We start from the raw sequence: 24972 nt of genomic DNA on the forward strand, positions 1-24972 counted from the left end.
CCGCCACGGGAACCACCCCCTCCGAGAAGGCCAGAAAGCCGCCTGAGCGATCCGGCGGCTTTTTCATGTCCCATTACGAACGAAAACGCCCGGATTGCTCCGGGCGCTTCCTGTATACGTAACTGGCGCGCCGATCACTCGGCCGCAGGTGCGTTTTCGCCAGCCATGTCCTGCAGCATCGGCGTGGCCGAAGCAGCGCCGGAGCCCTTCTTGCGTTCCTCCAGGATGAGGTCGTCGCGCGAGGTGGCGATGCGGCGGATCTGGGTCATGGTGCCGCCCGTACCAGCCGGGATGAGGCGGCCGACGATGACGTTTTCCTTCAGACCCTGCAGCGTGTCCATCTTGCCGGCGATCGCGGCTTCCGTCAGCACCTTGGTGGTTTCCTGGAAGGAAGCGGCCGAGATGAACGACGGGGTCTGCAGCGACGCCTTGGTGATGCCCAGCAGAACCGGTTCGCCGTAAGCGGGCTTCTTGCCTTCTTCGGCGAGACGCTCGTTGGCTTCGTCCAGCTCGATCCGGTCGACATTGTCACCGACGATGTACTGGCTGTCGCCGGCATCGGTGATCTCGACCTTCTGCAACATCTGGCGGACGATGACCTCGATGTGCTTGTCGTTGATGACAACGCCCTGCAGACGGTAGACTTCCTGGATTTCGTTGACGAGGTAGGAAGCGAGTGCTTCCACGCCCTTGATCGCCAGGATGTCGTGCGGCGCAGGATTGCCGTCGAGGATGTAGTCGCCCTTTTCGATGTAGTCGCCTTCCTGAAGATGGAAGGGCTTGCCCTTCGGGATCAGGTATTCGACCGGTTCGACACCGTCTTCCGCCGGTTCGATCATGACGCGACGCTTGTTCTTGTAGTCGCGGCCGAGGCGGATCGTACCATCGATCTCGGCGATGATGGCGTGATCCTTCGGACGACGCGCTTCGAAGAGTTCGGCGACGCGCGGCAGACCGCCGGTGATGTCCTTGGTCTTGGCGCTTTCCATCGGGATACGCGCCAGGACGTCACCCTGGGAGACCTTCTGGCCCGGCTCGACGGACAGGATCGCGTCGACCGACAGGTTGAAGCGGGCTTCACCGCCACGCGACAGCTTCATGATCGCACCGGAAGCGTCCTTGATGACGATCGCCGGCTTCAGATCCGTGCCACGCGGCGTCGAACGCCAGTCGATGACCTGACGCTTGGTGATGCCGGTGGATTCGTCGGTGGATTCCGAAACGGAGATGCCGTCGACGACATCTTCGAACTGAACCGTACCGGCGACTTCCGTCATCATCGGGCGGGTATACGGGTCCCACTCGGCAAGACGCTGGCCGCGGCGGACCTTGTCGCCGTCATCCACGAACAGCTTCGAACCGTAGGCGACACGCTGCGACGAACGCTCGATGCCGCGCTCGTCGAGAATGGTGATCGCCATGTTGCGGCCCATCGCGACGAGAACGCCTTCGGAGTTCCGCAGCATGTTGCGGTTCTTGATCTGGATCGTGCCTTCGTACGATGCTTCCAGGAACGACTGGTCCACCACGTTTGCCGTACCGCCCAGGTGGAAGGTACGCATGGTGAGCTGGGTGCCCGGCTCACCGATCGACTGAGCGGCGATGACGCCGACGGCTTCGCCGATGTTGACCGGAGTACCACGCGCCAGGTCGCGGCCGTAGCAGACCGAGCAGACGCCCGTCTGGACTTCACAGGTCAGTGCCGAACGGATGCGGATCGACTGGATGCCAGCCTTTTCGATCTCGATGACATCCGGTTCCAGGATCATCTTGCCGGCGTCAACGATGCGGGCACCCGTGACCGGGTGATCGATGTTGTCGAGCGCCGTGCGGCCGAGGATGCGGGCGCCGAGCGAAGCCACGACCTGACCGGCATCGACGATCGCCGTCATGGTGAGGCCGTTTTCGGTGCCGCAATCGACCATGTTGACGATGCAGTCCTGCGCGACGTCGACGAGACGGCGGGTCAGGTAACCGGAGTTCGCAGTCTTCAAGGCGGTGTCCGCCAGGCCCTTACGGGCGCCGTGCGTCGAGTTGAAGTACTCGTTCACGGTCAGGCCTTCCTTGAAGTTCGAGATGATCGGCGTTTCGATGATCTCGCCCGACGGCTTGGCCATCAGGCCGCGCATGCCGCCAAGCTGGCGCATCTGGTTCGGAGAACCGCGGGCACCCGAGTGGGACATCATGTAGATGGCGTTCATCGGCTTCTGACGACCGGTTTCGGGGTCGAATTCGACGGCCTTGATGCGGGCCATCATGTCTTCCGCAACCTTTTCGGTGGCCTTGCCCCAGGCGTCGACGACCTTGTTGTACTTCTCGCCCTGAGTGATCAGGCCGTCGTTGTACTGCTGCTCGTATTCCTTGACCAGCGCTTCGGTGTCGCCGACGATCTTCTCCTTGGTGGCCGGGATGACCATGTCGTCCTTGCCGAAGGAGATGCCGGCGCGGCAGGCATGTGTGAAGCCGAGCTGCATGATGCGGTCGCAGAAGATGACCGTGTCCTTCTGGCCGCAATGACGGTAGACCGTGTCGATCATCTTGGAGATGTTCTTCTTGGTCATTTCCTGGTTGCAGATCTCGAACGGCACGTTGACGTTCTTCGGCAGGAGTTCGCCGATGATCATGCGGCCGGGGGTCGTTTCGTAGATCTTCGAAACCGGCTTGCCTTCGGCATCGACGGTCTTGAAACGGCCACGGATCTTGGCGTGCAGCGTCACGACCTTGTTTTCCAGGGCGTGATGCAGTTCGCCCATGTCGGAGAAGGCCATGCCCTCGCCCGGCTCGTTCTGGTTCATGATCGCCAGGTAATAGAGGCCGAGAACCATGTCCTGCGACGGAACGATAATTGGTGCGCCGTTCGCCGGATGCAGGATGTTGTTCGTCGACATCATCAGCACGCGCGCTTCGAGCTGGGCTTCGAGCGACAGCGGCACGTGCACGGCCATCTGGTCGCCGTCGAAGTCGGCGTTGAAGGCCGTGCAGACGAGCGGGTGCAGCTGGATCGCCTTGCCTTCGACCAGGATCGGTTCGAAGGCCTGGATGCCCAGGCGGTGCAGCGTCGGTGCACGGTTCAGGAGAACCGGATGTTCGCGGATGACCTCGTCGAGGATATCCCAGACTTCCGGCTTTTCCTTCTCGACCAGCTTCTTGGCCTGCTTGACGGTCGAGGAGTAACCCTTGGCGTCGAGGCGGGCGTAGATGAACGGCTTGAAGAGTTCGAGCGCCATCTTCTTCGGCAGGCCGCACTGGTGCAGCTTGAGTTCCGGACCGGTGACGATGACCGAACGGCCGGAATAGTCGACGCGCTTGCCGAGCAGGTTCTGGCGGAAGCGGCCCTGCTTGCCCTTCAGCATGTCGGACAGCGACTTCAGCGGACGCTTGTTGGCGCCGGTGATGACGCGGCCGCGGCGGCCGTTGTCGAACAGCGCATCGACAGATTCCTGCAGCATGCGCTTTTCGTTGCGGATGATGATGCCCGGAGCGCGCAGTTCGATCAGGCGCTTCAGACGGTTGTTACGGTTGATGACGCGACGATAGAGATCGTTCAGGTCGGACGTCGCGAAACGGCCGCCGTCGAGCGGGACCAGCGGGCGCAGGTCCGGCGGGATGACCGGAACGACCTTCATGATCATCCATTCCGGGCGATTGCCGGACTCGATGAAGTTCTCGACGATCTTGAGCCGCTTCATCAGCTTCTTCTGCTTCAGGTCCGACGTGGTGTCGGCAAGCTCGGAACGCAGGTCGCCGGCGATCTTTTCGAGGTTCATGGAAGCCAGCATCTCATAGATGGCCTCGGCGCCGATCATCGCCGTGAACTGGTCTTCACCATATTCATCGACGGCGATCATGTACTCTTCTTCGGAAAGAAGCTGGTTTTCCTTGAGCGCGGTCAGGCCGGGCTCGGTCACGATGTAGTTCTCGAAATAGAGAACGCGCTCGACATCCTTCAGCGTCATGTCGAGAAGCGTCGAGATGCGGGACGGAAGCGACTTCAGGAACCAGATATGGGCAACCGGAGCGGCGAGCTCGATATGGCCCATGCGCTCGCGGCGAACGCGCGACAGGGTCACTTCGACGCCGCACTTTTCGCAGATGATGCCCTTGTACTTCATGCGCTTGTACTTGCCGCACAGGCATTCGTAATCCTTGATCGGCCCGAAGATGCGCGCACAGAAGAGGCCGTCACGTTCCGGCTTGAACGTACGGTAGTTGATGGTCTCCGGCTTTTTGATCTCGCCGTAGGACCAGGAGAGAATCTTCTCCGGAGACGCGATCGAGATACGGATCGAGTCGAAGTGCTGTGCAGGCACCTGCGGATTGAAAAGATTCATGACCTCTTGGTTCATGCCTATCTCCTTTAGGGGCGGAAGCCCTCGGCTTGCGATCAGTCAGGTCCAATTTCCCGGGCCAATTTTCCCGGAGGGACTGACCGACGCTCTTAAACGGTCATAGCCGCGAAATGCGGCGAAAGTTTCCCGGCCCAGCCGGCTGGAACCGGCAGCGGGAGCGGCGCGCGCCCAGTCAAGCGCGCGCCTTCTCTTGTCTTATTCGGCCGCGTCCGGCAGTTGGCCGGCCTCGGCCGTCTCGATCTTGGAGTTTTCGAGCTCCACCGACAGACCGAGCGAGCGCATTTCCTTGACGAGAACGTTGAAGCTTTCTGGAATGCCCGCCTCGAACGTGTCGTCGCCGCGCACGATCGCTTCGTAGACCTTGGTACGTCCGGCCACGTCGTCCGACTTCACGGTCAGCATCTCCTGGAGGGTGTAGGCGGCGCCGTAGGCTTCCAGAGCCCAGACCTCCATTTCCCCGAAGCGCTGGCCGCCGAACTGCGCCTTGCCACCGAGCGGCTGCTGGGTGACGAGCGAGTACGGACCGATCGAACGCGCGTGGATCTTGTCGTCCACGAGGTGGTTCAGCTTGATCATGTACATGTAGCCGACGGTGACCTTGCGGTCGAAGGGCTCGCCCGTGCGGCCATCGTACAGGACCGACTGGCCGGACTCGTGCAGTCCCGCCTTCTTCAGCATCGCAGCCACATCCGGCTCGTGCGCGCCGTCGAAGACGGGCGTCGCGATCGAGATGCCGCGCTTTGACTGCTCGGCCAGCTTGACAAGCGACTCGTCGTCGAAGTTGGCGACTTCGTCCCTGGCCTGGCTGGCATAGACGTCCGTCAACTCCTTCTTGAGGTCGGAGATGTCCATCGTCTTGCGATATTCTTCGAGCAGCTCGCCGATCTTCTTCCCCATGCCTGCGCATGCCCATGCGAGATGGGTTTCAAGAATCTGACCGACGTTCATGCGCGACGGAACGCCGAGCGGGTTCAAGCAGATGTCGACATGCGTACCGTCTTCGAGGAACGGCATGTCCTCAACCGGAACGATGCGCGAGACGACACCCTTGTTGCCGTGACGGCCGGCCATCTTGTCGCCCGGCTGGATCTTGCGCTTCACGGCGACGAAGACCTTGACCATCTTCATGACGCCCGGAGGCATTTCGTCGCCGCGCTGGACCTTCTCGACCTTGTCCATGAAGCGCTGTTCAAGGCGCGACTTGGATTCGTCGTACTGGCCGCGAAGCGCTTCGATCTCGCCCTGGACCTTTTCGTCCTCGACAGCGAACATCCACCATTGCGAGCGGGGATACTCGGAGACGACGGCGTTGGAAAGCTCGACGCCCTTCTTGAAGCCCTTCGGACCGGCAACCGACATCTGGCCACGCAGCATGTCCATCAGGCGGCCGTAGACGTTCCGGTCGAGGATCGCCTGTTCGTCGTCGCGGTCCTTGGCGAGGCGTTCGATTTCCTCGCGTTCGATCGCCATCGCACGCTCGTCCTTTTCGACGCCGTGACGGTTGAAGACGCGGACTTCGACGACCGTGCCGAACGTGCCCGGAGGCATGCGCATGGACGTGTCGCGAACGTCGGAGGCCTTTTCGCCGAAGATGGCACGCAGGAGCTTTTCTTCCGGCGTCATCGGGCTTTCGCCCTTCGGCGTGATCTTGCCGACGAGGATGTCGCCCGGCTGGACTTCCGCACCGATGTAGACGATGCCGGCTTCGTCGAGGTTCTTCAGCGCTTCTTCCGAAACGTTCGGAATGTCGCGCGTGATTTCTTCCGGACCAAGCTTGGTGTCACGCGCCATCACTTCGAATTCCTCGATGTGGATGGAGGTGAACACGTCGTCGGCCACGATCCGCTCGGACATCAGGATCGAGTCTTCGTAGTTGTAGCCGTTCCAGGGCATGAACGCGACGAGCGCGTTGCGGCCAAGCGCCAGATCGCCGAGGTCCGTCGACGGACCGTCGGCGATGATGTCGCCCTTGTTCAGGATATCGCCGACGGCGACCAGCGGACGCTGGTTGACGCAGGTGTTCTGGTTCGAACGCTGGAACTTCTGCAGACGATAGATATCGACGCCCGACTTCGACGGATCGAGGTCTTCGGTGGCGCGGATAACGATACGGGTCGCGTCGACCTGGTCGACCACGCCGCCGCGGCGGGCGGCGATCGCAGCACCGGAGTCACGGGCGACGACCGGCTCCATGCCGGTGCCGACGAACGGAGCTTCGGCGCGCACCAGCGGCACGGCCTGACGCTGCATGTTCGAGCCCATGAGAGCGCGGTTGGCGTCGTCGTTTTCGAGGAACGGGATCAGAGCCGCCGCGACGGAAACGAGCTGCTTCGGCGAGACGTCCATCAGGTTGATGTTGTCGCGCGGAGCGAGCATCACTTCGCCGGCGTGGCGGCAGACCACGAATTCTTCCGAGAACGAACCGTCCTTCTCGAGCGGCGCGTTCGCCTGAGCGACGTAGTACTTCGCCTCTTCCATGGCGGAGAGGTAGAGCACGTCGTTGGTGACTTTGCCGTCAATGATCCTGCGGTACGGGCTTTCGATGAAACCGTACTTGTTGACGCGGGCAAAGGTCGCAAGCGAGTTGATCAGACCGATGTTCGGGCCTTCCGGCGTTTCGATCGGGCAGATACGGCCGTAATGGGTCGGGTGAACGTCGCGGACTTCGAAGCCGGCGCGCTCGCGGGTCAGACCACCCGGACCAAGCGCCGAGAGACGGCGCTTATGGGTGATTTCCGAAAGCGGGTTCACCTGGTCCATGAACTGCGACAGCTGCGAGGAACCGAAGAACTCGCGGACGGCGGCGGCCGCCGGCTTCGCGTTGATCAGGTCCTGCGGCATGACGGTGTCGATCTCGATCGACGACATGCGTTCCTTGATGGCGCGCTCCATGCGGAGCAGGCCGAGGCGGTACTGATTTTCCATCAGTTCGCCGACGGAACGGACGCGGCGGTTGCCGAGGTTGTCGATGTCGTCGATCTCGCCCTTGCCGTCGCGCAGTTCGACCAGCATCTTTACCACGGCCAGGATGTCGTCCTTGCGCAGCGTGCGGACGGTGTCGGCAACGTCGAGATCGAGACGCATGTTCATCTTGACGCGGCCGACGGCGGAGAGGTCGTAGCGCTCCGCATCGAAGAACAGCGAGTTGAACATGGCTTCGGCCGATTCCATGGTCGGCGGTTCACCCGGACGCATGACGCGGTAGATGTCGAACAGAGCGTCCTGACGGTTTTCGTTCTTGTCTGCCGCGAGCGTGTTGCGGATATAGGCGCCGACATTGATATGGTCGATGCCGAGAACCGGGATCTCGTCAAAGCCGGCCTTCAGGATGATCGGAAGGGTCTTCTCGTCGATCTCGTCACCGGCTTCCAGATAGATTTCGCCGGTTGCCATGTTGACGATGTCTTCGGCGAGGTAGTTGCCGTAGATTTCGTCGTTGCTTGCCTTCAGTGCCTTCAGACCCCTGTCGGACAGCTGACGCAGCAGGCGGGGAGTAAGCTTCTTGCCCGATTCAACGACAACTTCGCCGGTGTCGGCGTCGATCATGTCGGCAAGAACCTTGGCGCCCTTCAACGTTTCCGGCTGGAACGGAATCCGCCAGCCTTCGCCGTCGCGCTCGTAGGTGGACTTCGAGTAGAAGGTCGACAGGATTTCTTCGCCGTCCATGCCAAGCGCCATCAGCAGCGAGGTCGCAGGGATCTTGCGGCGACGGTCGATACGGGCGAACACGATGTCCTTGGCGTCGAATTCGATGTCGAGCCAGGAACCGCGATAGGGAATGACGCGGGCGGCGAAAAGCAGCTTGCCGGAAGAGTGGCTCTTGCCCTTGTCGTGGTCGAAGAAGACGCCCGGCGAGCGGTGCATCTGCGACACGATCACGCGTTCGGTGCCGTTCACGATGAACGTACCGTTATCGGTCATGAGCGGCATGTCGCCCATGTAGACGGACTGTTCCTTGATGTCCTTGATGGACTTCGCGCCGGTATCCTCGTCGATATCGAACACGATGAGACGCAGCGTCACCTTGAGCGGCGCAGCATAGGTCAGGTCGCGCTGGCGGCATTCTTCCACATCGAACTTCGGCGGTTCGAATTCGTAGGACACGAATTCGAGCATGGAGGCGCCGGAAAAATCGGTGATCGGGAAGACGGACTTAAAGACGGCGTTCAGACCTTCGTCCGGGCGGCCGCCCTTGGGTTCGTCGACCATCAGAAACTGGTCATAGGACGCCTTCTGAACCTCGATGAGGTTCGGCATCTCGGTGACTTCGGGGATTTTTCCAAAAAACTTGCGTACGCGCCTGCGACCATTAAAGGAAAGGGTCTGAGCCATCGTCGCTCCTTCAAAATTGCATCCGGGCCTGCAACGGACGGGGTTCGCTGGCCAGTCGATCCCGTCGATCATGGTATTCTCAATCTCGTCCTACTTCCCGAACACGCCAGGCCGGATTGCCTTTTCGGTTCGGTTCAGGACCATCCTCTTGAGAACCCATTACCCAGGAACCGTTTTTGACGGTTCCTGGGTAATAAGTTCGGAGGAAACGGGTGGGAGAGGAAACTCCTCTCCCACCGCATTCCGGTATTACTTGACGTCGACCTTGGCGCCGGCGTCCTCAAGCTTCTTCTTGAGGTCAGCGGCTTCAGCCTTGGAAACGCCTTCCTTGACAGCCTTCGGAGCGCCTTCAACGAGGTCCTTGGCTTCCTTGAGGCCGAGACCGGTGATGGCGCGGACTTCCTTGATGACGTTGATCTTGTTGGCGCCGGCATCCGTCAGGATGACGTCGAACTCGGTCTTTTCTTCTTCAGCCGGAGCAGCAGCACCGCCGGCAGCACCGCCAGCAGCAGCAACAGCTACCGGAGCTGCTGCAGAAACGCCCCACTTTTCTTCGAGCATCTTGGAAAGCTCGGCAGCTTCCAGGACGGTGAGAGCCGAGAGGTCTTCAACGATCTTTGCGAGATCAGCCATTTTGATAGTTCCTTTTGTTCGGTTCGAACTGGTTGGTTATAAACAGCGAAGTTCCGCCTTATGCGGCTTCGTCCTTCTTGGCATATGCTGCGAACACGCGGGCAAGCTGAGCTGCCGGTGCCTGAACGACGCCTGCAATGCGGGTCGCCGGGGTCTGAATCATACCCAGCAGCTTTGCACGCAGCTCGTCCAGCGAAGGCAGGGTCGCAAGCGACTTGACGCCTTCCGCGTTGAGCGTGGTCGATCCCATGGCGCCGCCGAGAACAATGAGCTTGTCATTGGTCTTGGCGAAATCCGAGACGACCTTCGGAGCGACGACCGGGTCATTGCTGTAGGCAATGAGCGTCTGACCCTTGAACAGGTCCGACATCCCTTCCGACTCCGTGCCCTGAAGAGCGATCTTGGCCAGGCGGTTCTTCGCGACTTTGACGGTGCCGCCAGCAGCGCGCATCTTGGAACGGAAGTCGTTCATCTGCGCGACTGTGACACCAGCATAGTGGGCCACGACAACCGAACCGGAAGCCTTGAAGACTTCGTTCAGCTCCGTGACGAATTCGCGTTTTTCCGCTCTTTCCACTGTCTGTCTCCAGTTGATGGGACCGCAATCCTGCAGGCCCCACCGGGTTTGCCTTTGCCTCAAGGGATCCTTTTGGTCGGACCCCAAGCGACGCTTGAGGATCCTGTCCCCTCGCTCTGTCCCCCTTTCGGGTCACAGGCACAAGGCACACTAGGCTCGAACCGAACTCGAAAGCGCGTTGGCGCCTTTGAAAACTCGCGTTCTTACCCGTCTCATGCAGGTCGGATGATTAAGGCTATAAAGCCACCCGCAATCTCGGACAGGAATTCCGGATTTCTCCGGAAATTCCCGGCCCCGAAGGACCGGGAATTCAGTCACCCGAAGTCCGAAGACTTCGGCAATTCATGATCAGGCGGTTACCGTCGACGGATCGATCTTGACGCCCGGACCCATGGTGGACGAGATCGCTACACGCTTGACGTAATTGCCCTTGGCGCCCGACGGCTTGGCCTTGATGACCGCATCGGCGAAAGCCTTGATGTTTTCTTCGAGAGCCTTGGCGTCGAAGGAAGCCTTGCCGATACCGGCATGGACGATACCGGCCTTCTCGACGCGGAACTCGACGGCGCCGCCCTTGGAAGCCTTGACGGCGCCGGTGACGTCCATGGTTACGGTGCCGACCTTCGGGTTCGGCATCATGCCGCGGGGGCCGAGAACCTTACCGAGACGACCGACGAGCGGCATCATGTCCGGGGTGGCGATGCAGCGATCGAAATCGATCTTGCCGCCCTGAACGATTTCGACGAGGTCTTCGGCGCCGACGATGTCCGCGCCGGCGGCCTTGGCTTCGTCAGCCTTGGCGCCGCGCGCGAAAACGGCGACGCGAACGTCACGGCCGGTGCCGTTCGGCAGGTTGACCACGCCGCGGACCATCTGGTCGGCGTGGCGCGGATCGACGCCGAGGTTCATGGAGATTTCGACGGTTTCGTCGAACTTCGCCGTAGCACGAACCTTGACCATCGAGATGGCTTCCGTCAGGGCAACCAGCTTGGTCGGATCGACGCCTTCGCGGATCTTCTGAATACGCTTTGCAAGCTTTGCCATGTTATGCCACCACTTCCAGGCCCATGGCGCGGGCGGAGCCCTCGATCATGGCCATTGCACCTTCGATATCCGCGGCATTCAGATCCTTCATCTTGGCTTCGGCGATCGTCTTGATCTGAGCCTTGGTGAGGGTACCGGCCTTGGCACCCTTGCCCGGGGTCTTGGAACCGGACGTGATCTTCGCTTCCTTCTTCAGCCAGTAGCTGACCGGAGGCTGCTTCATCGCAAAGGTGAAGGACTTGTCCTGGAAATAGGTGATGACGACCGGGATCGGCATGCCCTTTTCCATCTCCTGCGTGGCGGCATTGAACGCCTTGCAGAATTCCATGATGTTGATGCCGCGCTGACCAAGCGCCGGGCCGATCGGCGGGGACGGGTTTGCCGATCCTGCCTTGACCTGAAGCTTGAGCTGGCCTGCTACCTTCTTAGCCATTTCTCTCTGCCTTTCGTTATGGACCGGTCCCCCGGCCCGATATGCCGGGCGAACCCGGCGGCTGCGGTTGCGTGGTGCGGATCCTTAGAAGCCCGGCTAAGACCCCCTCACCTTCCACGCGGCTGCGGCAAACGCCGCACAAGGCTCGCCGGAAAACGGCAAGCCCATCTCAAAAACCCATCAGACCTTTTCGACCTGCGCGTATTCCAATTCGACCGGGGTCGCACGACCGAAGATCGAAACCTCCACCTTGAGGCGGGAACGCTCCTCGTCGACATCCTGAACGATGCCATTGAACGACGCGAACGGACCGTCGGAAACGCGGACCTGCTCGCCGATCTCGAAGGTGATCGAGGATTTCGGCCGCTCGACGCCCTCCTGGACCTGGCCCAGGATGCGCTCGGCCTCGAAATCCGGAATCGGAACCGGCTTGTTGTCGGAACCGAGGAAGCCGGTGACCTTCGGCGTATTCTTGATGAGGTGATAAGCCTCGTCGGTCAGGTTCGCACGGACCAGAACATAACCGGGAAAGAACTTGCGCTCCGAATCGACCTTGCGGCCACGGCGGATTTCCACAACCTTCTCGGTCGGCACCAGGATCTTTTCGAACAAATGCTCAAGCCCCTTCTGGCGAGCCTTGTTCTCAATGTCCTCAGCAACCTTCTTCTCAAAATTCGAATATGCGTGGACGATGTACCAACGCGCCGCCATCTTCATTCTCCAGAATCAAACGCTGACGTTCAGTACGAGACGTAACAACCAGCCCATAAGCTGGTCGGCAGCGAAGAAAAACAGCGCAGCGAAAACAACCATAACCAGAACCATGGCGGTCGAGATCATCGTCTCACGACGAGACGGCCAATGGATTTTGGACGCCTCGGAGCGCACCTGGCGTAGAAACGTAACGGGAGTGGTTTTGGATGCCATAGATTGCCCACGCAATTACGGCGCGTAAAGCTGACCTCGCTCAGCCCCACGCACCGCGTGTCTGTTTTGACCTACATAAACACCCCTTCCCCTTTACACAAGAGGGAAAACAGTGTTCGATGAAATTTCGCCTTCTTCTACGGCGACCACTTCAGACAATTCCGCTGCGGATGATTTCGCGCCCATTATCGGAAAGTGGCAGGGGCAGAGGGGCTCGAACCCCCGACCTGCGGTTTTGGAGACCGCCGCTCTACCAACTGAGCTATACCCCTTCGATCCCTACGGACGATCAACCGGCTGTTCGGTTCGCCGCCATCGGGCTAGGCGCTCCCTTTAAGGGGATGCGCCGCGCTTGGCAAGAGCGTTTTTTTGCAGAATGCCGACCTATCTCAGCTTTCTGCTGGACGTGTCGGAAGTCTCGACGCGAACGGCGTGCAAAACGGTTTCCGAACCGCCGACCAGAATTTCCTTGCCCGGCAGGTCAAGACCGCCCGACAGCAGGCCCGACGATTGCGGCCGCTTTTCGGGAGAAAGCGGCAGGCGCTTCCAAGACAGCCGCGGCGGCCGCTCCACATAAGCGTCCGGCTGATTGACCAGATTGCCCGAGATCCGCGACACAATCGCTTCAATGCCGAGCTTTCGGCCTGTCTCGTGATAGAAATTCCCCTTCACCTGAACGCTGCCGGCGATCGCCTTGATGAAATCGGCAAGCAGACCCTGGTCGATTCGCTCCGGACGGCGCCAGAAACTATCGAGCCCGCCCTGATGCGTCAGGCCTGGCACATTGTAGATGGCCGTGCCGAGAGCGATGGTCGGCAGACCCGCCCGCAGGCTGTGCAGCGCTGTGGTGGAATTGCAGACGACGACCCCGTGCGTGTGCTTGAGGATCGCCGCCAGATCGCCCTTCTCGATGAAGACCACCCGCGTCGAAATGCGGTAGCGCTCGGCAAGGCGGGTCACGGTCTTCCGCCAGCCTTCCAGGTCGTTGTCAAGCGGATGCTGCTTGACGATCAGCCGGCTGCCGTCCGGTGCATGGCGCGCGAACGACTGCAGGACCTGCTCGATCATCTGCGACAGGTGCCGATAGGGCGAGTTGGCGCGGATCTGGTAATCGCTCTGCAGCTGCAGGGCCAGAAGGTAGTTCTTCCTGGACGTATCATCGAAGAAGCCCGCCGGGAGATCATGGCGCGGCCGGAACATGCGCGGCAGCCAGGAGGTATAATCGAACAGCGGGTCGTAATATTTGTCGGAACGATAGAACGGGAACATCGGCCGGCCGAAATAGGCGGCGAGATTATAGACGACCTCGTTGGTCGCCTCCTGTCCGAACGTATGCCCGTAGCGCGCCTCAAGGTCCGGCTCCGCCACCTTCGCGGCGATGGCGCGGATATGCTCCGGATCATTGGGGAAATGCGAGAAACGGCCCATGCCGTTCCGTTCCAGCGTGATCCAGTCGGGCCTCAGATAACCGAACTCGACGGCATGGCAGCGGACGCCGAGCTTGCGGGCGACCCGCGCCGCGAGGCGATGGTAGGGAAGCCGGTCCGCGTAATAAAGAATGTCGGTAATGCCGTCGCGGCGAATCATCTCCGCCAGATAACGCGGCCATCTGCGCAAGGTGCCGCGATAGTTGACCGCGCCGCGCTTGCGCCAGTAAAGCTGGTCGCCGAACGAGAAATTGACGCGCACCGTCCCGGTACCCTGCGCCTCGAACGCATCCGCGAGTTCACGCCAGAACACCGAGGGAGGGCCTTGCAGGAAGAGAACTTTGGTCATGCGATAGCCAATGCTGCTGGAGACTCGGATGCGCCGTGCACTGCTTACAAAAGCGATTTCAATTGCGAATTTTCTCGATAAACATCGCCGGGTATTTTCATCAAGGCAGTTCCCCCGTCAATGCCAAAGCAGACGTTCCAGATCATTCTGACAGGTTGTGTGACATGAAAGCCCGCACGTTCCTGTTTCTCCAAGGCCCCGCCTCGCCATTTCTCGGCTTGCTGGCCGAAGCGCTTGAAAAGCAAGGCGCTTCGGTGCGGAAAATCAGCGTCTGCCTCGGAGATGTGGTCTTTTGGTGGCCGAAGAAAAGCGACTTTTTTCGCGGCCGTCCGAATGAATGGCCGGTGTATCTTAAATGCTACATCCGCGATCACGAAATAACAGACATCGTCATGTTGGGTGATGGGCGAGACCTCCATGCAAGGGCGGCCGAACTCGGCATCCGCGAGGGGCTTCGCGTCCATATCCTCGAGCACGGCTATCTCCGGCCCGATTGGCTGACGATCGAACCTGACGGCATGTCTGCCCATTCCCGCTTCCCGCAGGACCCCGGCCGGATCGGAGCGCTCGCTGCCGGCCAGCCCAAGGTGCCGACCGGCGGGCTCTTCCGCTCGAGCTTTCTCACCTACGCGCTCTACGATCTCGCGTTCCATGTTCCCAACGTCCTGCTCGGCTGGCTCGTGCATCCGCATTATCGAACCCATGGGCCGGTTCATCCGGTGGTCGAATACAGCGGGTGGATCCGGAAGGCTTTGACCAAGGGCAAACGGCGCCGCGAGGCCGAACGGGCCATCAAGGCCTGCCTTGCCGCTGCAGACGGAAGCCCTGCCCCATTCTTCCTTTTCCCGCTGCAATTGCCAGGCGACTACCAGATCCGCCGTCATGCGCCCGGCGGAAACCTCTTCAGGCTCGTCGAAGCGACGATCGCCTCCTTCGCCCGACATGCTCCTCCGGAGAGCCGGCTGCTCTTCAAGGTTCATCCAATCGACAATGGGCTGTCCGGCTGGCGGGAGCGGATCGAAGAGGCCGCGGCGCGGCACGGCGTGGCCGACCGGCTGTTTGTGGCGGACGGCGGCGATACGGACGCGTTGATCGACCGGTCGGCGGGCATCGTCACCGTCAATTCCACCGTCGGGCTGACGGCGCTCGGGCGGGCAAGGCCGGTGATCACCCTGGGTGCGGCGATCTACGACGTGCCGGGGCTGACATTCCAAGATAGTCTTACCGCGTTTTGGCGAAACCCGACTCCCCCCGACATCGGGCTCTTCGACCAGTTCCTCAGGGCGCTTGCCGCGACGACGCAGGTGCGCGGCGGCTTTATCGGCGCGGACGCGATCAGGACCGGCGCGAAAAATGTCGGCGCGCGTCTCATGGAAGCGGAAGACCGACTTCCGACGAGCTTCCGCAAGCCCGGCGGCGCCCCCCATTTCCGTTACGAAAACGAGCTTTTTCCGCAAAGCTGACTCAGCGGAACCGGCTGCCTGGCGGAACGGCAGTCCCAAAAGCGAAAGGCCCCGCCGTTGCCGGCAAGGCCTTTCTTATTTCGAGACGTCGATGACTCAACGATTGCGTCGGCAGCTTTCGGCCCCGTCGCCTGGCGATCGTTACTCGACGATCGCAGCGACGATGCCGGCGCCGCCCTGGATCGCGCTTGCGCGACCCAGGAAACTTGATTGCGTCGGCAGCTTTCGGCCCCGTCGCCTGGCGATCGTTACTCGACGATCGCAGCGACGATGCCGGCGCCGACGGTGCGGCCGCCTTCGCGGATCGCGAAGCGCAGCTTTTCTTCCATCGCGATCGGAACGATCAGCTCGACGTCAACCGTCACGTTGTCGCCCGGCATCACCATTTCCGTGCCTTCCGGAAGCGTCACGATCCCCGTCACGTCCGTCGTGCGGAAGTAGAACTGCGGACGGTAGTTCGTGAAGAACGGCGTATGACGGCCGCCTTCTTCCTTCGTCAGGATGTAGGCTTCCGCCTTGAACTTCTTGTGCGGCTTCACCGAACCCGGCTTGCAGAGGATCTGGCCACGCTCGACGCCGTCACGGTTCACACCGCGAACCAGCGCGCCGATGTTGTCGCCCGCCTGACCCTGGTCGAGCAGCTTGCGGAACATTTCAACGCCGGTCACCGTCGTCTTCGAGGTCGGACGGATGCCGACGATCTCGACTTCCTCACCCACCTTGATCACGCCACGCTCGACGCGGCCCGTCACAACCGTACCACGGCCCGAGATCGAGAACACGTCTTCGATCGGCATCAGGAACGGCTGGTCGATCGGACGCTCCGGCGTCGGGATGTAGGCGTCAACCTGAGCCATCAGCTCGCGGATCGCGTCTTCGCCGATCTTCTTGTCGGAATCTTCAAGAGCGGCCAGCGCCGAACCCTTGACGATCGGAATGTCGTCGCCCGGGAAGTCGTAGGACGACAGAAGTTCGCGTACTTCCAGCTCAACCAGTTCCAGAAGCTCGGCGTCGTCCACCTGGTCGACCTTGTTCAAGAACACCACGATCGCCGGAACGCCGACCTGGCGGGCCAGCAGGATGTGCTCGCGGGTCTGCGGCATCGGGCCGTCGGCGGCCGAGCAGACCAGGATCGCGCCGTCCATCTGGGCGGCACCGGTGATCATGTTCTTTACGTAGTCGGCGTGGCCGGGGCAGTCGACATGCGCATAGTGGCGGGCTGCAGTCTCGTATTCGACATGCGCCGTCGAAATCGTGATGCCGCGCGCCTTTTCTTCCGGCGCAGCATCGATCTGGTCATAGGCCTTGAACTCGCCGAAGTACTTCGTGATCGCCGCCGTCAGCGACGTCTTGCCATGGTCAACGTGACCGATCGTGCCAATGTTGACATGCGGCTTGTTGCGCTCAAACTTGCTCTTTGCCATTGAATGCTTCCTGTGAACATAAGAGGTGGACCCAGCGATCTAGGTTGGGCGACCGGGTTTGGTGTCGCCGTTTAAGGCTTTCCACCAGAATGCGCAAGACATAATTACGACGCGCGCCCGGACAAGGGGAGCGCGAAGAATCCGCGCCGAAAGGCCCGAGAAAGGCACTCCGACGCGACGAGAGCACGGCACGCGGACACGTCGCAACGGCTGTCACATGCAAGGATCTAAAATCGAAACCGGCGGTCACCCGTTCAGGGCGACCGCCGGCTTTATCCAATGCGCGGCATGAAGTTCCGGCATCGACCGGACCCTGCTTGGCGGGCCAACTTACTTGACGGGTTACTTGGCGGGCTTCAGCGAGGTGATCAGCCCCATCAATTCCTGAGCGTGCTTTTCCTGCTCGCCCTTGGTGCCCCAATAGGTGATGACGAGGAGCTTGCCGGGTTTTGCAGCGACGAGCGAGATGCCGATCGAAACTTCACCGTCATTGTCCTTTCCGGACCAGTCGAAGTTCACCATCTTCATTCCGTTCAGCGCGTCCTCGGACTGCTTCTGGGTGGAAGTATCGACCGTCACGCCGTTGTTCTGGAGAAAGGAGAAGGCATCATCGATGACCTTCTCGGTGGTCTTGTCGTCGGCGACGTCGATGGCGATATAGATCGCATCGTCGTCGGAATTTGCCTGGATGCCGTAATCGGTCTCTTCCGGGTTCCACGCATCCGGGATAGTGATCTGGGCGACCGGATCGGCGCTCGGGAACAGAAGCGTGGCTGCGAACGAAGCGGACGGCAGGAGCACGGCAACCGAAAGTGCTGCTGCAGCGATGAGTTTCTTCATGGTGGATTTCCATAGCTGGAGAAAAACAGGGCGGCTTTGCGCCGGCGGCAGTCTTTTACTCTCAGCGGCTTAATAAGTCTCACGGACAGCTGCGAAAACGCGGAGCAGATCGGCGAAAACGGGCGGTACACCCAAAAAAAGTCCGGACCAATCCGGGAAGATGACGATCTTCACAAGTACCGGGAATCCGATCTCGAAAGACGGATCAATGTCCGATGGACATCGTCAACGCACAATCAGACAAACGACATGGAGGATTTCAACGAAACCGGGAAATTGGAGCGGGTAGCGGGAATCGAACCCGCGTATTCAGCTTGGAAGGCTGCTGCTCTACCATTGAGCTATACCCGCGGGGTTTGGTCCGATCAGAGACGAATGGTGGAGAGAGTTGGATTTGAACCAACGTAGGCTGAGCCAACGGATTTACAGTCCGTCCCCTTTAACCACTCGGGCATCTCTCCAGTTTCGTCCGGATCGTAAGACCAAGCTCTAAGATCTCGGAAGCTTGCCGCCCCGTGATCTGCGCCGCGTATATGACCGCCTCGTTTCCGTCTGTCAACACGATGAATGAGCAAAAATGACGAAAATAATCAATCCACAATACCGGCCGCCCCTCCCCGGAGGGCTTTGCCCGGCGGATGAGGATGGCTATAAGGCCTCATGAGCAAGGACGACGCCAAAGACAAATCCAGCCGTGACACCCACTATGCGACGCTGCGCCGTGCGGTGCGCGACGCCAAGCGCGAGCGCGGTGAAATTCCGACGCCACCGCAGAGAAAACCGAAGTCGAACAAGGACTGGAAGCCGCCGCAGTTGCAGCCGGAGCAGGTTTTTCTCTACGGCCTTCACACCGTGCGCGCCGCGCTCGACAATTCCGAGCGCAAGCTCGTCAAGCTGTCGGTGACGCAGAACGCCTTCGCCCGGCTCGATCTCGGCGAGCCCGCGGCCCTGCCCTTTCCCGTCGAGTTCGTTTCCCCGCAGGATATCGACAAGGTGCTCGGGCCGGAGGCCATTCACCAGGGGGTCATGCTGGAGACCCGTCCGCTTCCCGTCCGCCGGCTCGAGGCGCTGAAGGAAAGTCCGCTGCTGCTCGTCCTCGACCAGGTGACCGATCCGCACAATGTCGGCGCGATCATGCGCTCGGCCGTCGCCTTCGGTGCCGGCGCGATCATCACCACCCAGAGACACAGTCCGACCGAATCTGGCGTGCTGGCCAAATCGGCATCCGGCGCGCTGGAGCTCATACCTTATATACAGATCACCAATCTGGCCGATGCGCTGGGCGAACTCCACCGGCTCGGCTTTCAGACGATCGGCCTCGATTCGGAAGGCCCCGCAGTCGTCGAGGAGACGTTTGCCGGCGACCGGATCGCGCTCGTCCTCGGATCGGAAGGCAAAGGATTGCGCCAGAAAACCCGCGAGACGGTGACGGCACTGGCGCGGCTCGACATGCCCGGCGCAATCAAGTCGCTCAACGTCTCGAATGCGGCGGCAATTGCGCTCTACGCCACACGGCAGCATCTTGCGAAGGCGGGCGGGACGAGTTCAGGCGCCCGATGAGACCGATGCTGGCAACGTTCGAAAAAGCGGCGCTCCTCGCGGGCAAGGCGATCCTGGACATCTACAGGGCCGGCCCGACGACCAGTTACAAGGCCGACCATTCACCCGTCACGGAAGCCGATGAGCAGGCCGAGCTGATCATTCTGGCCGAACTCGCCAAAGCGTGCCCAGGGATTCCGGTCATCGCAGAGGAATCGGTCGCCGCGGGCCGGGTTCCGTCGATCGAGGGAGGCACGTTCATTCTCGTCGACCCGCTCGACGGCACCAAGGAATTCATCAACAGATCGGCCGACTTCACCGTCAACATCGCCCTCATCGAACAAGGTGCGCCGGTCCTTGGCGTCGTCCACGCCCCTGCCCTCAACGTCGCTTATCTCGGCGGCGACGGGCAGGTGGAAAAGCTTCTCGTCGGCAACGACCAGTCGGTCACGGAACGAAGGCATGTCTCCGCCAAGCTGGTCGCGACGCCGCCGGTCTGCGTTGCGAGCCGCTCCCACAATTCGGCCGAAACGGAGGCCTATCTCAAACAATCCGGCGCATGCGATATCCGCGCCGTCGGGTCCTCGCTCAAGTTCTGCCTGCTGGCCGAGGGCACTGCCGATCTCTATCCCCGTTTCGGGAGAACGATGGAATGGGACACGGCAGCCGGCGATGCCGTTCTGCGTGCCGCCGGCGGAATGACGCTCGATCTTGCGGGAAAGCCGCTGCGCTACGGCAAGATCGGCCGGAAGGACATGGCAGACTTCGCCAATCCCGATTTCATCGCCTCCGGCGTACGCCCGCATTCCGCCTGATCTTGCAGCCGCGCGAAAGCGGACGCGGCCATGAGGTTCATATTCCAGTCATCGACAGGGCCGATGGTCGCGATGAGATGCATCGTCTCAAGGGTTGCAGACTATACTTGGCGGCGAGCCAATTAATCCTGACTCCAATGATGCATTGCAATAAAAACTGGATGCTATAGGAAAAACGCGAGTTGAGAGCAGACGTTCTGCTCGCCGTAATGGGGATTGCTGATGCGTATTGTAATGGTTGGATCCGGTTATGTCGGCCTGGTTTCGGGAGCCTGCTTTGCGGATTTCGGACATGATGTGATCTGCGTCGACAAGGCTGCGGAAAAGATCGAGGCGCTCAAGAAGGGTATCATCCCCATTTTCGAACCCGGTCTGGATGCGCTGGTCGAATCGAATGTCAAGGCGGGCCGCCTGTCCTTCACGACCGAGCTCGGTGGCGCCGTCGCCGATGCCGATGTCGTCTTCATCGCAGTCGGTACACCGTCCCGCCGCGGCGACGGCCATGCGGACCTCGGTTACGTCTACGCCGCAGCGCGCGAGATCGCCGAGGCCATCAAGGGCTTCACAGTCGTCGTCACCAAGTCCACCGTCCCGGTCGGCACCGGCGACGAGGTGGAGCGCATCATCCGTGAAACCAACCTGGACGCCGATTTCGCCGTCGTCTCCAATCCGGAATTCCTGCGCGAAGGCGCCGCGATCGAGGATTTCAAGCGGCCCGACCGCATCGTCGTCGGCCTTTCCGACGAACGGGCGCGCTCCGTCATGACGGAAGTCTACCGGCCGCTCTATCTCAACCAGTCGCCGCTGCTCTTCACCAGCCGCCGCACCTCGGAACTGATCAAGTATGCCGCCAACGGTTTCCTCGCGATGAAGATCACCTTCATCAACGAGATGGCGGATCTGTGCGAACGGGTCGGCGCCGATGTGCAGGACGTCTCCCGCGGCATCGGCCTTGACGGCCGCATCGGTTCGAAATTCCTGCATGCCGGCCCCGGCTACGGCGGCTCGTGCTTCCCGAAGGATACGCTGGCGCTTGCCAAGACCGCGCAGGACTACGACGCGCCGGTGCGGCTGATCGAGACGACGATCGCCGTCAACGACAACCGCAAGCGCGCCATGGGCCGCAAGGTCATTGCCGCCGCCGGCGGCGACGTGCGCGGCAAGAAGGTTGCCGTACTCGGCCTCACCTTCAAGCCGAACACCGACGACATGCGCGACAGCCCGGCGATCGCCGTCGTCCAGACGCTGAAGGATGCCGGCGCGATCGTTTCCGGCTACGATCCGGAAGGCATGGAAAACGCCAAGCAGATGATGGATATCGAATTTGCGAGCGGCCCCTACAAGGCGGCCGAAGACGCCGACGTCGCTGTCCTTGTCACCGAATGGAACGAATTCCGTGCGCTCGACCTGGAACGGCTGAAATCGGTCATGAAGTCCCCGATCCTCGTCGACTTGCGCAATGTCTATCGCGCGCCGGAGGTCAAGGCACACGGCTTCACCTATACCGGCGTCGGCAAGTCGCAGTAACGCGCTCCCGTCCCGGGGGACCGGACAGGAAGGCCCGCAGCATGAATGTTGCTGCGAGCCTTTTCATTCGCCTCGAAGGGGCGAACTCAGGCGTAGGCCGACAGAAGAAAGGTCGCGACCAGCAGCGCGACGATCAGCGGGATCATCCACATCAGCACGCAATAGGTCTGTTCCTGCACGTAGCGACCGAAAAGCGCTTCGACGGCATTGAAACGGGAGAAGACGATATTGACCACCAGAGCCGCGGCAAGCGCCAGGTAGTTCAGCGCAAAGAGCCGATTGACCGTATTGTCGCCGACCGAAAGCGCGATGAAGCTGCTGTAGACGGTAAAATTCAGGGCGATGACCGCAAACAGGCCGCCGATGATGATGTTGACCAGTTCGAACGTGTCCACCTGAAAGACACCATCCTCGGTCCGGTTCAGCCAGATTGCCAGGAGCGGAATGAACAGCGAGGCGATCAGCGGGATGAAGATCGACGCGACGATCAGCCCCGGCCGGCGTTTGATGTCGAGCGCTGCGACGATCTGGCTTTCGGACACGTTATACCAACCCTTGGCAGCTTCGGAGCGCATGTCCACAAGCCCGATCGACCAGTCCTGGATGTCGATATCCTGCGAAGCGCGGCTGAACTCGATGTCGGCCTGGGTGATGCGGAGCGCCACCTGGGTGATCGGATAGTCCTTGACCTTGACGGTCACCAGCAGTTTCTGCCGGTCGAACGGAAACTTCGAGAGATCGAGATCCAGCGAGAAGCTGCCGGTGACCCGGTGCATCATCTCGACGCGGCCGCTCGGATAGATCCGCAAGCCATAATCGGAGCGGGACGGTTCACCGTGCTGGTTGACGACCAGGAGCGGCGGCACCCATATGGATTTCATCTTTTCCGCAGCGGCCTCCCCGACCATGGTCGTCGGAGGCGCGCCGGGCGACGCAGACGGGTTAACGAGCCTCAGATCATCCCAGCACGCCCGGATATCGACCGTCGCGGTAAACGTGCCCTCATTTTCGTCGAAACCGGAAATGTCCACGAAAGCGATACCGACCTGCACCTCGACGGGCAGCCCCTTGCCGAGCGGCAGATCGGTTTGCGCAAATCCCGGCAAGGCAAGGGCCAGAAACGCGAGTACGGCCAATAGAAGGATACGAAAGACCATCGCCGTCATCCCTTCGTGGCGGCGGCGTTCCGGTGGGCCCGGAGCCTGCCGTAAACCTGTACGATCGGCTGCATTTCCGCAGGGAAGTGATCGGCTCCTTCGATCTCTGCCAGCGAACCGCCCTTGGACACGCCCTCGAAGCTCTTCGAGAGGACCTCAAGGGGCCGGACAACGAAGCCGCGCAGGATGGCGATCACGAAACCGCTGAGCAGGACGATGCCGATCAGCGCAAATGCTGCCTGCCAGATGAGCGTGCGGTTGGCACCGGCGCGCGACGCGCTGAAATCCGCAGTCGCCGCGATGACGCCGAGCGGCGTGCCGGCGGTATTGTTGATCGGCACCAGCACCACGCCGCGCACCACCCCGTCTACCTCGCGAACATAAGTGACCGGCTCGGTGACGGCAGCCAGATCCTCCGGCGTCGTGACGGCGGAAATGAGCGCGCCATTGGTCGATTCGAAACGGATGTATTTGCCGAACCGATTCTGATCCCCCAGCCGTTCGGGATCCACTCCCTTGGCAAAATCCCTCAACGGCCGTTCCTCGACGAACAGGCCGAGGTCGAGATTGTAGGCGGACTTGAGCCCTGCCATTAGCGGACCGAAGGCGATGCCGACCTCGAAACTGCCGAGATGCCTGCCGCCGGCATCGAAAACCGGCGTGCCTCCGAATATGCCCGGGCCGTTGGCGGCAATCGCCGGGCTTTTCAGAGGAACCCTGTCGCGATTGAGCGCCACGACCATCGGCCGCGTCGCCGTCAGGTCGTCGCCGAATCTCGACAAGTCATGCAGGCGCAGGAACGACATGGCCGGCGCCAGATGGAACTGCGCCTGATCCACGCCATGCCGGTTCTTCTGGTTGGCCAACATCCTGCCGAGTTCCGCCGTCAGACCGGCGCGGTCCTGCGCGGCGAAGAGTTGCTGCACGCGCGGCAGATCGGCGATCAGTTCGGCACGCGCCAGCGCCTTGTTCTCGGCGTCAATGATCGCGGTCTGGACGAGCGAACGGATCAGCGTGAACTGCTGAACCTCCACGTCGTTGACCATGCCACTGAAAAGCCGCATCGAAAAATAGATCGTCGCAAGCACCACGACGACGATCGCAGCCACGATCGCCGTCGGCGCAGATGTCCTGAATGTCATTTCCCGTCCCCCGGGGCCAAGGCCCATGATCCATCCCAAGGCTTATCAAGCCCTCTGCTGCTCAGCCATAACCGGATACTGTGCATTTTTGGGTGGATTGCAGTAACAGCGAGGAATTCTACATGAACGGAGGAACTGGAGGACATCTCCCCTTCTTTGAGAGGACCCTCAGGCCCCTCACTTTCATTCGCCCGCAGGCTTTTGCCGCAGAAAGGGACGAAAACAAAAAGCCCCGCCTGAGATAGAGGCAGGGCAAGTTGGGAAAACCGCAGCAATGATGCGGCAGTCGCAATTTGCACACCATTTGTCGCAACGCGAGGGCGGAAAACCTCATTTCGGTACGCCCGCCAAAAGAAAACCCGCGGCGGCGCGTCCAGCGGCGCTCTCCGCCACAAATCTTGTCCGAGCCCTCTATCCAAGCGCCTGCAGACTTCGCGCGATGTTGTTCAGGTGCAGCAGGCGCTCCCGCCGGCCGAAGGACCGCAACATGCGGCTGTTTCTTTCGGCTGCGGCACGGCGAGCCACCGATCGCGCGGCTTGCAGCTCGCTGCGCGCGGCACGAGCTCCACATGTACGGCGCCGTCACGAAGGATCGGGGCCGCCGCAGAATAGAGCTCCATCGGCCGCGCACCATCGCTGATCTCGAATGTCAGCTTTGCGGAAGCATCGAGTTGCACATGCTCCGAAACCTTGCGGATGATAGCTGAAAACTTGCCTGCCGGCATATGGGTTCGATCGTCTTCCTCGATATCCCAGAGCTGCACGAAGATTTCCGACCAGGTTTCGGGATTGGCGCCGCAATCGAGGGCGGAAAAATGCCCGGCCTTGACCTCCGTGACGTGATAACCCGACTTCACCGGCCGGTCATTGTAACGGAACACCAGCGGCAAATCCCCGGCGCCTGCCAGGGCGTCCAGCAGAAAGCCCAGGCCGATGTCGGCATCAAAAAGGGTCTTGTCGATCGCATTCATTTGGAATACTCCTTGTTTCAATA

The 24972-nt window shown here is 61.0% G+C and carries 19 protein-coding genes and 3 tRNA genes; 4 read left to right on the plus strand and 18 right to left on the minus strand.

What is annotated here, in order from left to right:
• Window positions 1-134 precede the first annotated feature (134 nt).
• From rpoC to DMO26_RS34430, 11 genes are all read right to left on the minus strand, one after another.
• A complete protein-coding gene (gene rpoC / locus DMO26_RS19630) occupies window positions 135-4346 on the minus strand; it encodes a DNA-directed RNA polymerase subunit beta' (RefSeq protein ID WP_117193867.1) in 4212 nt (1403 codons plus the stop codon).
• A gap of 198 nt (window positions 4347-4544) precedes the next feature.
• Window positions 4545-8681, minus strand: coding sequence for a DNA-directed RNA polymerase subunit beta (gene rpoB / locus DMO26_RS19635; protein WP_117194009.1), 4137 nt, complete (start codon window positions 8679-8681; stop codon window positions 4545-4547).
• Between the two features lie 249 nt (window positions 8682-8930).
• A complete protein-coding gene (rplL, locus tag DMO26_RS19640; protein ID WP_117193868.1) occupies window positions 8931-9314 on the minus strand; it encodes a 50S ribosomal protein L7/L12 in 384 nt (127 codons plus the stop codon).
• A 58-nt stretch (window positions 9315-9372) separates the two neighbouring features.
• Window positions 9373-9891: a 50S ribosomal protein L10 gene (gene rplJ, locus DMO26_RS19645; protein WP_117193869.1), complete on the minus strand. Its 519-nt coding sequence runs from the start codon at window positions 9889-9891 to the stop codon at window positions 9373-9375.
• Window positions 9892-10239: 348 nt separating this feature from the next.
• The gene (gene rplA, locus DMO26_RS19650; RefSeq protein ID WP_117193870.1) at window positions 10240-10935 is read right to left on the minus strand and encodes a 50S ribosomal protein L1; all 696 of its coding nucleotides are present in this window, start codon (window positions 10933-10935) and stop codon (window positions 10240-10242) included.
• A gap of 1 nt (window position 10936) precedes the next feature.
• Window positions 10937-11368, minus strand: a complete 432-nt coding sequence (gene rplK / locus DMO26_RS19655) for a 50S ribosomal protein L11 (RefSeq protein ID WP_117193871.1) — start codon at window positions 11366-11368, stop codon at window positions 10937-10939.
• A gap of 180 nt (window positions 11369-11548) precedes the next feature.
• Window positions 11549-12079: a transcription termination/antitermination protein NusG gene (nusG, locus tag DMO26_RS19660; protein ID WP_117193872.1), complete on the minus strand. Its 531-nt coding sequence runs from the start codon at window positions 12077-12079 to the stop codon at window positions 11549-11551.
• 15 nt (window positions 12080-12094) lie between these two features.
• Complete coding sequence (secE, locus tag DMO26_RS19665) at window positions 12095-12295, minus strand: preprotein translocase subunit SecE (protein ID WP_117193873.1); 201 nt, start codon at window positions 12293-12295, stop codon at window positions 12095-12097.
• A 196-nt stretch (window positions 12296-12491) separates the two neighbouring features.
• Window positions 12492-12567 (minus strand) — tRNA-Trp (locus tag DMO26_RS19670).
• A gap of 112 nt (window positions 12568-12679) precedes the next feature.
• On the minus strand, window positions 12680-14071 hold the full coding sequence (locus DMO26_RS19675) for a capsule biosynthesis protein (protein ID WP_117193874.1): 1392 nt from the start codon (window positions 14069-14071) through the stop codon (window positions 12680-12682).
• A gap of 44 nt (window positions 14072-14115) precedes the next feature.
• Window positions 14116-14601, minus strand: a complete 486-nt coding sequence (locus DMO26_RS34430) for a hypothetical protein (protein ID WP_226951368.1) — start codon at window positions 14599-14601, stop codon at window positions 14116-14118.
• Here DMO26_RS34430 and DMO26_RS19680 point away from each other — a divergent pair.
• Complete coding sequence (locus DMO26_RS19680) at window positions 14512-15534, plus strand: capsular biosynthesis protein (protein ID WP_226951364.1); 1023 nt, start codon at window positions 14512-14514, stop codon at window positions 15532-15534. The two genes, DMO26_RS34430 and DMO26_RS19680, sit on opposite strands and share 90 nt — an antisense overlap.
• Before the next feature lie 248 nt (window positions 15535-15782).
• Here the strand turns inward: DMO26_RS19680 and tuf are convergent, their stop codons facing one another.
• From tuf to DMO26_RS19700, 4 genes are all read right to left on the minus strand, one after another.
• Window positions 15783-16958, minus strand: coding sequence for an elongation factor Tu (gene tuf / locus DMO26_RS19685; protein ID WP_117193863.1), 1176 nt, complete (start codon window positions 16956-16958; stop codon window positions 15783-15785).
• Between the two features lie 342 nt (window positions 16959-17300).
• Window positions 17301-17798, minus strand: a complete 498-nt coding sequence (locus DMO26_RS19690; protein WP_117193876.1) for a histidine kinase — start codon at window positions 17796-17798, stop codon at window positions 17301-17303.
• 277 nt (window positions 17799-18075) lie between these two features.
• Window positions 18076-18149, minus strand: a tRNA-Gly gene (locus tag DMO26_RS19695).
• Window positions 18150-18174: 25 nt separating this feature from the next.
• Window positions 18175-18259, minus strand: a tRNA-Tyr gene (locus tag DMO26_RS19700).
• A gap of 199 nt (window positions 18260-18458) precedes the next feature.
• Between DMO26_RS19700 and DMO26_RS19705 the strand changes: the two genes are divergently transcribed.
• From DMO26_RS19705 to DMO26_RS19715, 3 genes are all read left to right on the plus strand, one after another.
• On the plus strand, window positions 18459-19358 hold the full coding sequence (locus DMO26_RS19705) for a TrmH family RNA methyltransferase (RefSeq protein ID WP_117193877.1): 900 nt from the start codon (window positions 18459-18461) through the stop codon (window positions 19356-19358).
• Window positions 19355-20152: a 3'(2'),5'-bisphosphate nucleotidase CysQ gene (cysQ, locus tag DMO26_RS19710; protein ID WP_117193878.1), complete on the plus strand. Its 798-nt coding sequence runs from the start codon at window positions 19355-19357 to the stop codon at window positions 20150-20152. The genes DMO26_RS19705 and cysQ overlap by 4 nt, the downstream gene beginning before the upstream one ends.
• A gap of 222 nt (window positions 20153-20374) precedes the next feature.
• Window positions 20375-21679: a UDP-glucose dehydrogenase family protein gene (locus DMO26_RS19715; RefSeq protein ID WP_117193879.1), complete on the plus strand. Its 1305-nt coding sequence runs from the start codon at window positions 20375-20377 to the stop codon at window positions 21677-21679.
• A gap of 86 nt (window positions 21680-21765) precedes the next feature.
• On the opposite strand, the gene DMO26_RS19720 is transcribed toward DMO26_RS19715, so the two are convergent.
• The 3 genes from DMO26_RS19720 to DMO26_RS19730 all read right to left on the minus strand — a co-directional run bounded on the left by DMO26_RS19720 (window position 21766) and on the right by DMO26_RS19730 (window position 24949).
• Window positions 21766-22836 carry a ligand-gated ion channel gene (locus tag DMO26_RS19720; RefSeq protein ID WP_162894983.1) on the minus strand — a complete coding sequence of 357 codons (1071 nt, stop codon included), beginning with the start codon at window positions 22834-22836 and terminating at the stop codon, window positions 21766-21768.
• Between the two features lie 5 nt (window positions 22837-22841).
• Complete coding sequence (locus DMO26_RS19725; protein ID WP_162894984.1) at window positions 22842-23978, minus strand: cache domain-containing protein; 1137 nt, start codon at window positions 23976-23978, stop codon at window positions 22842-22844.
• A 446-nt stretch (window positions 23979-24424) separates the two neighbouring features.
• Complete coding sequence (locus DMO26_RS19730) at window positions 24425-24949, minus strand: DUF6428 family protein (RefSeq protein ID WP_117193882.1); 525 nt, start codon at window positions 24947-24949, stop codon at window positions 24425-24427.
• Between the last annotated feature and the right edge of the window lie 23 nt (window positions 24950-24972).

This window comes from Rhizobium terrae, assembly GCF_003425685.1.
GTDB classification, from domain to species: domain Bacteria; phylum Pseudomonadota; class Alphaproteobacteria; order Rhizobiales; family Rhizobiaceae; genus Neorhizobium; species Neorhizobium terrae.

Excerpts from the sequence above, each read along its gene's own strand:
- rpoC (WP_117193867.1), bottom strand. The coding sequence starts at position 4,346 with ATGAACCAAGAGGTCATGAATCTTTTCAATCCGCAGGTGCCTGCACAG.
- rpoB (WP_117194009.1), bottom strand. The coding sequence starts at position 8,681 with ATGGCTCAGACCCTTTCCTTTAATGGTCGCAGGCGCGTACGCAAGTTT.
- rplL (WP_117193868.1), bottom strand. The coding sequence starts at position 9,314 with ATGGCTGATCTCGCAAAGATCGTTGAAGACCTCTCGGCTCTCACCGTC.
- rplA (WP_117193870.1), bottom strand. The coding sequence starts at position 10,935 with ATGGCAAAGCTTGCAAAGCGTATTCAGAAGATCCGCGAAGGCGTCGAT.
- rplK (WP_117193871.1), bottom strand. The coding sequence starts at position 11,368 with ATGGCTAAGAAGGTAGCAGGCCAGCTCAAGCTTCAGGTCAAGGCAGGA.
- nusG (WP_117193872.1), bottom strand. The coding sequence starts at position 12,079 with ATGGCGGCGCGTTGGTACATCGTCCACGCATATTCGAATTTTGAGAAG.
- secE (WP_117193873.1), bottom strand. The coding sequence starts at position 12,295 with ATGGCATCCAAAACCACTCCCGTTACGTTTCTACGCCAGGTGCGCTCC.
- DMO26_RS19675 (WP_117193874.1), bottom strand. The coding sequence starts at position 14,071 with ATGACCAAAGTTCTCTTCCTGCAAGGCCCTCCCTCGGTGTTCTGGCGT.
- DMO26_RS34430 (WP_226951368.1), bottom strand. The coding sequence starts at position 14,601 with ATGGGCAGACATGCCGTCAGGTTCGATCGTCAGCCAATCGGGCCGGAG.
- tuf (WP_117193863.1), bottom strand. The coding sequence starts at position 16,958 with ATGGCAAAGAGCAAGTTTGAGCGCAACAAGCCGCATGTCAACATTGGC.
- DMO26_RS19690 (WP_117193876.1), bottom strand. The coding sequence starts at position 17,798 with ATGAAGAAACTCATCGCTGCAGCAGCACTTTCGGTTGCCGTGCTCCTG.
- DMO26_RS19705 (WP_117193877.1), top strand. The coding sequence starts at position 18,459 with ATGAGCAAGGACGACGCCAAAGACAAATCCAGCCGTGACACCCACTAT.
- cysQ (WP_117193878.1), top strand. The coding sequence starts at position 19,355 with ATGAGACCGATGCTGGCAACGTTCGAAAAAGCGGCGCTCCTCGCGGGC.
- DMO26_RS19715 (WP_117193879.1), top strand. The coding sequence starts at position 20,375 with ATGCGTATTGTAATGGTTGGATCCGGTTATGTCGGCCTGGTTTCGGGA.
- DMO26_RS19720 (WP_162894983.1), bottom strand. The coding sequence starts at position 22,836 with ATGGTCTTTCGTATCCTTCTATTGGCCGTACTCGCGTTTCTGGCCCTT.
- DMO26_RS19725 (WP_162894984.1), bottom strand. The coding sequence starts at position 23,978 with ATGACATTCAGGACATCTGCGCCGACGGCGATCGTGGCTGCGATCGTC.
- DMO26_RS19730 (WP_117193882.1), bottom strand. The coding sequence starts at position 24,949 with ATGAATGCGATCGACAAGACCCTTTTTGATGCCGACATCGGCCTGGGC.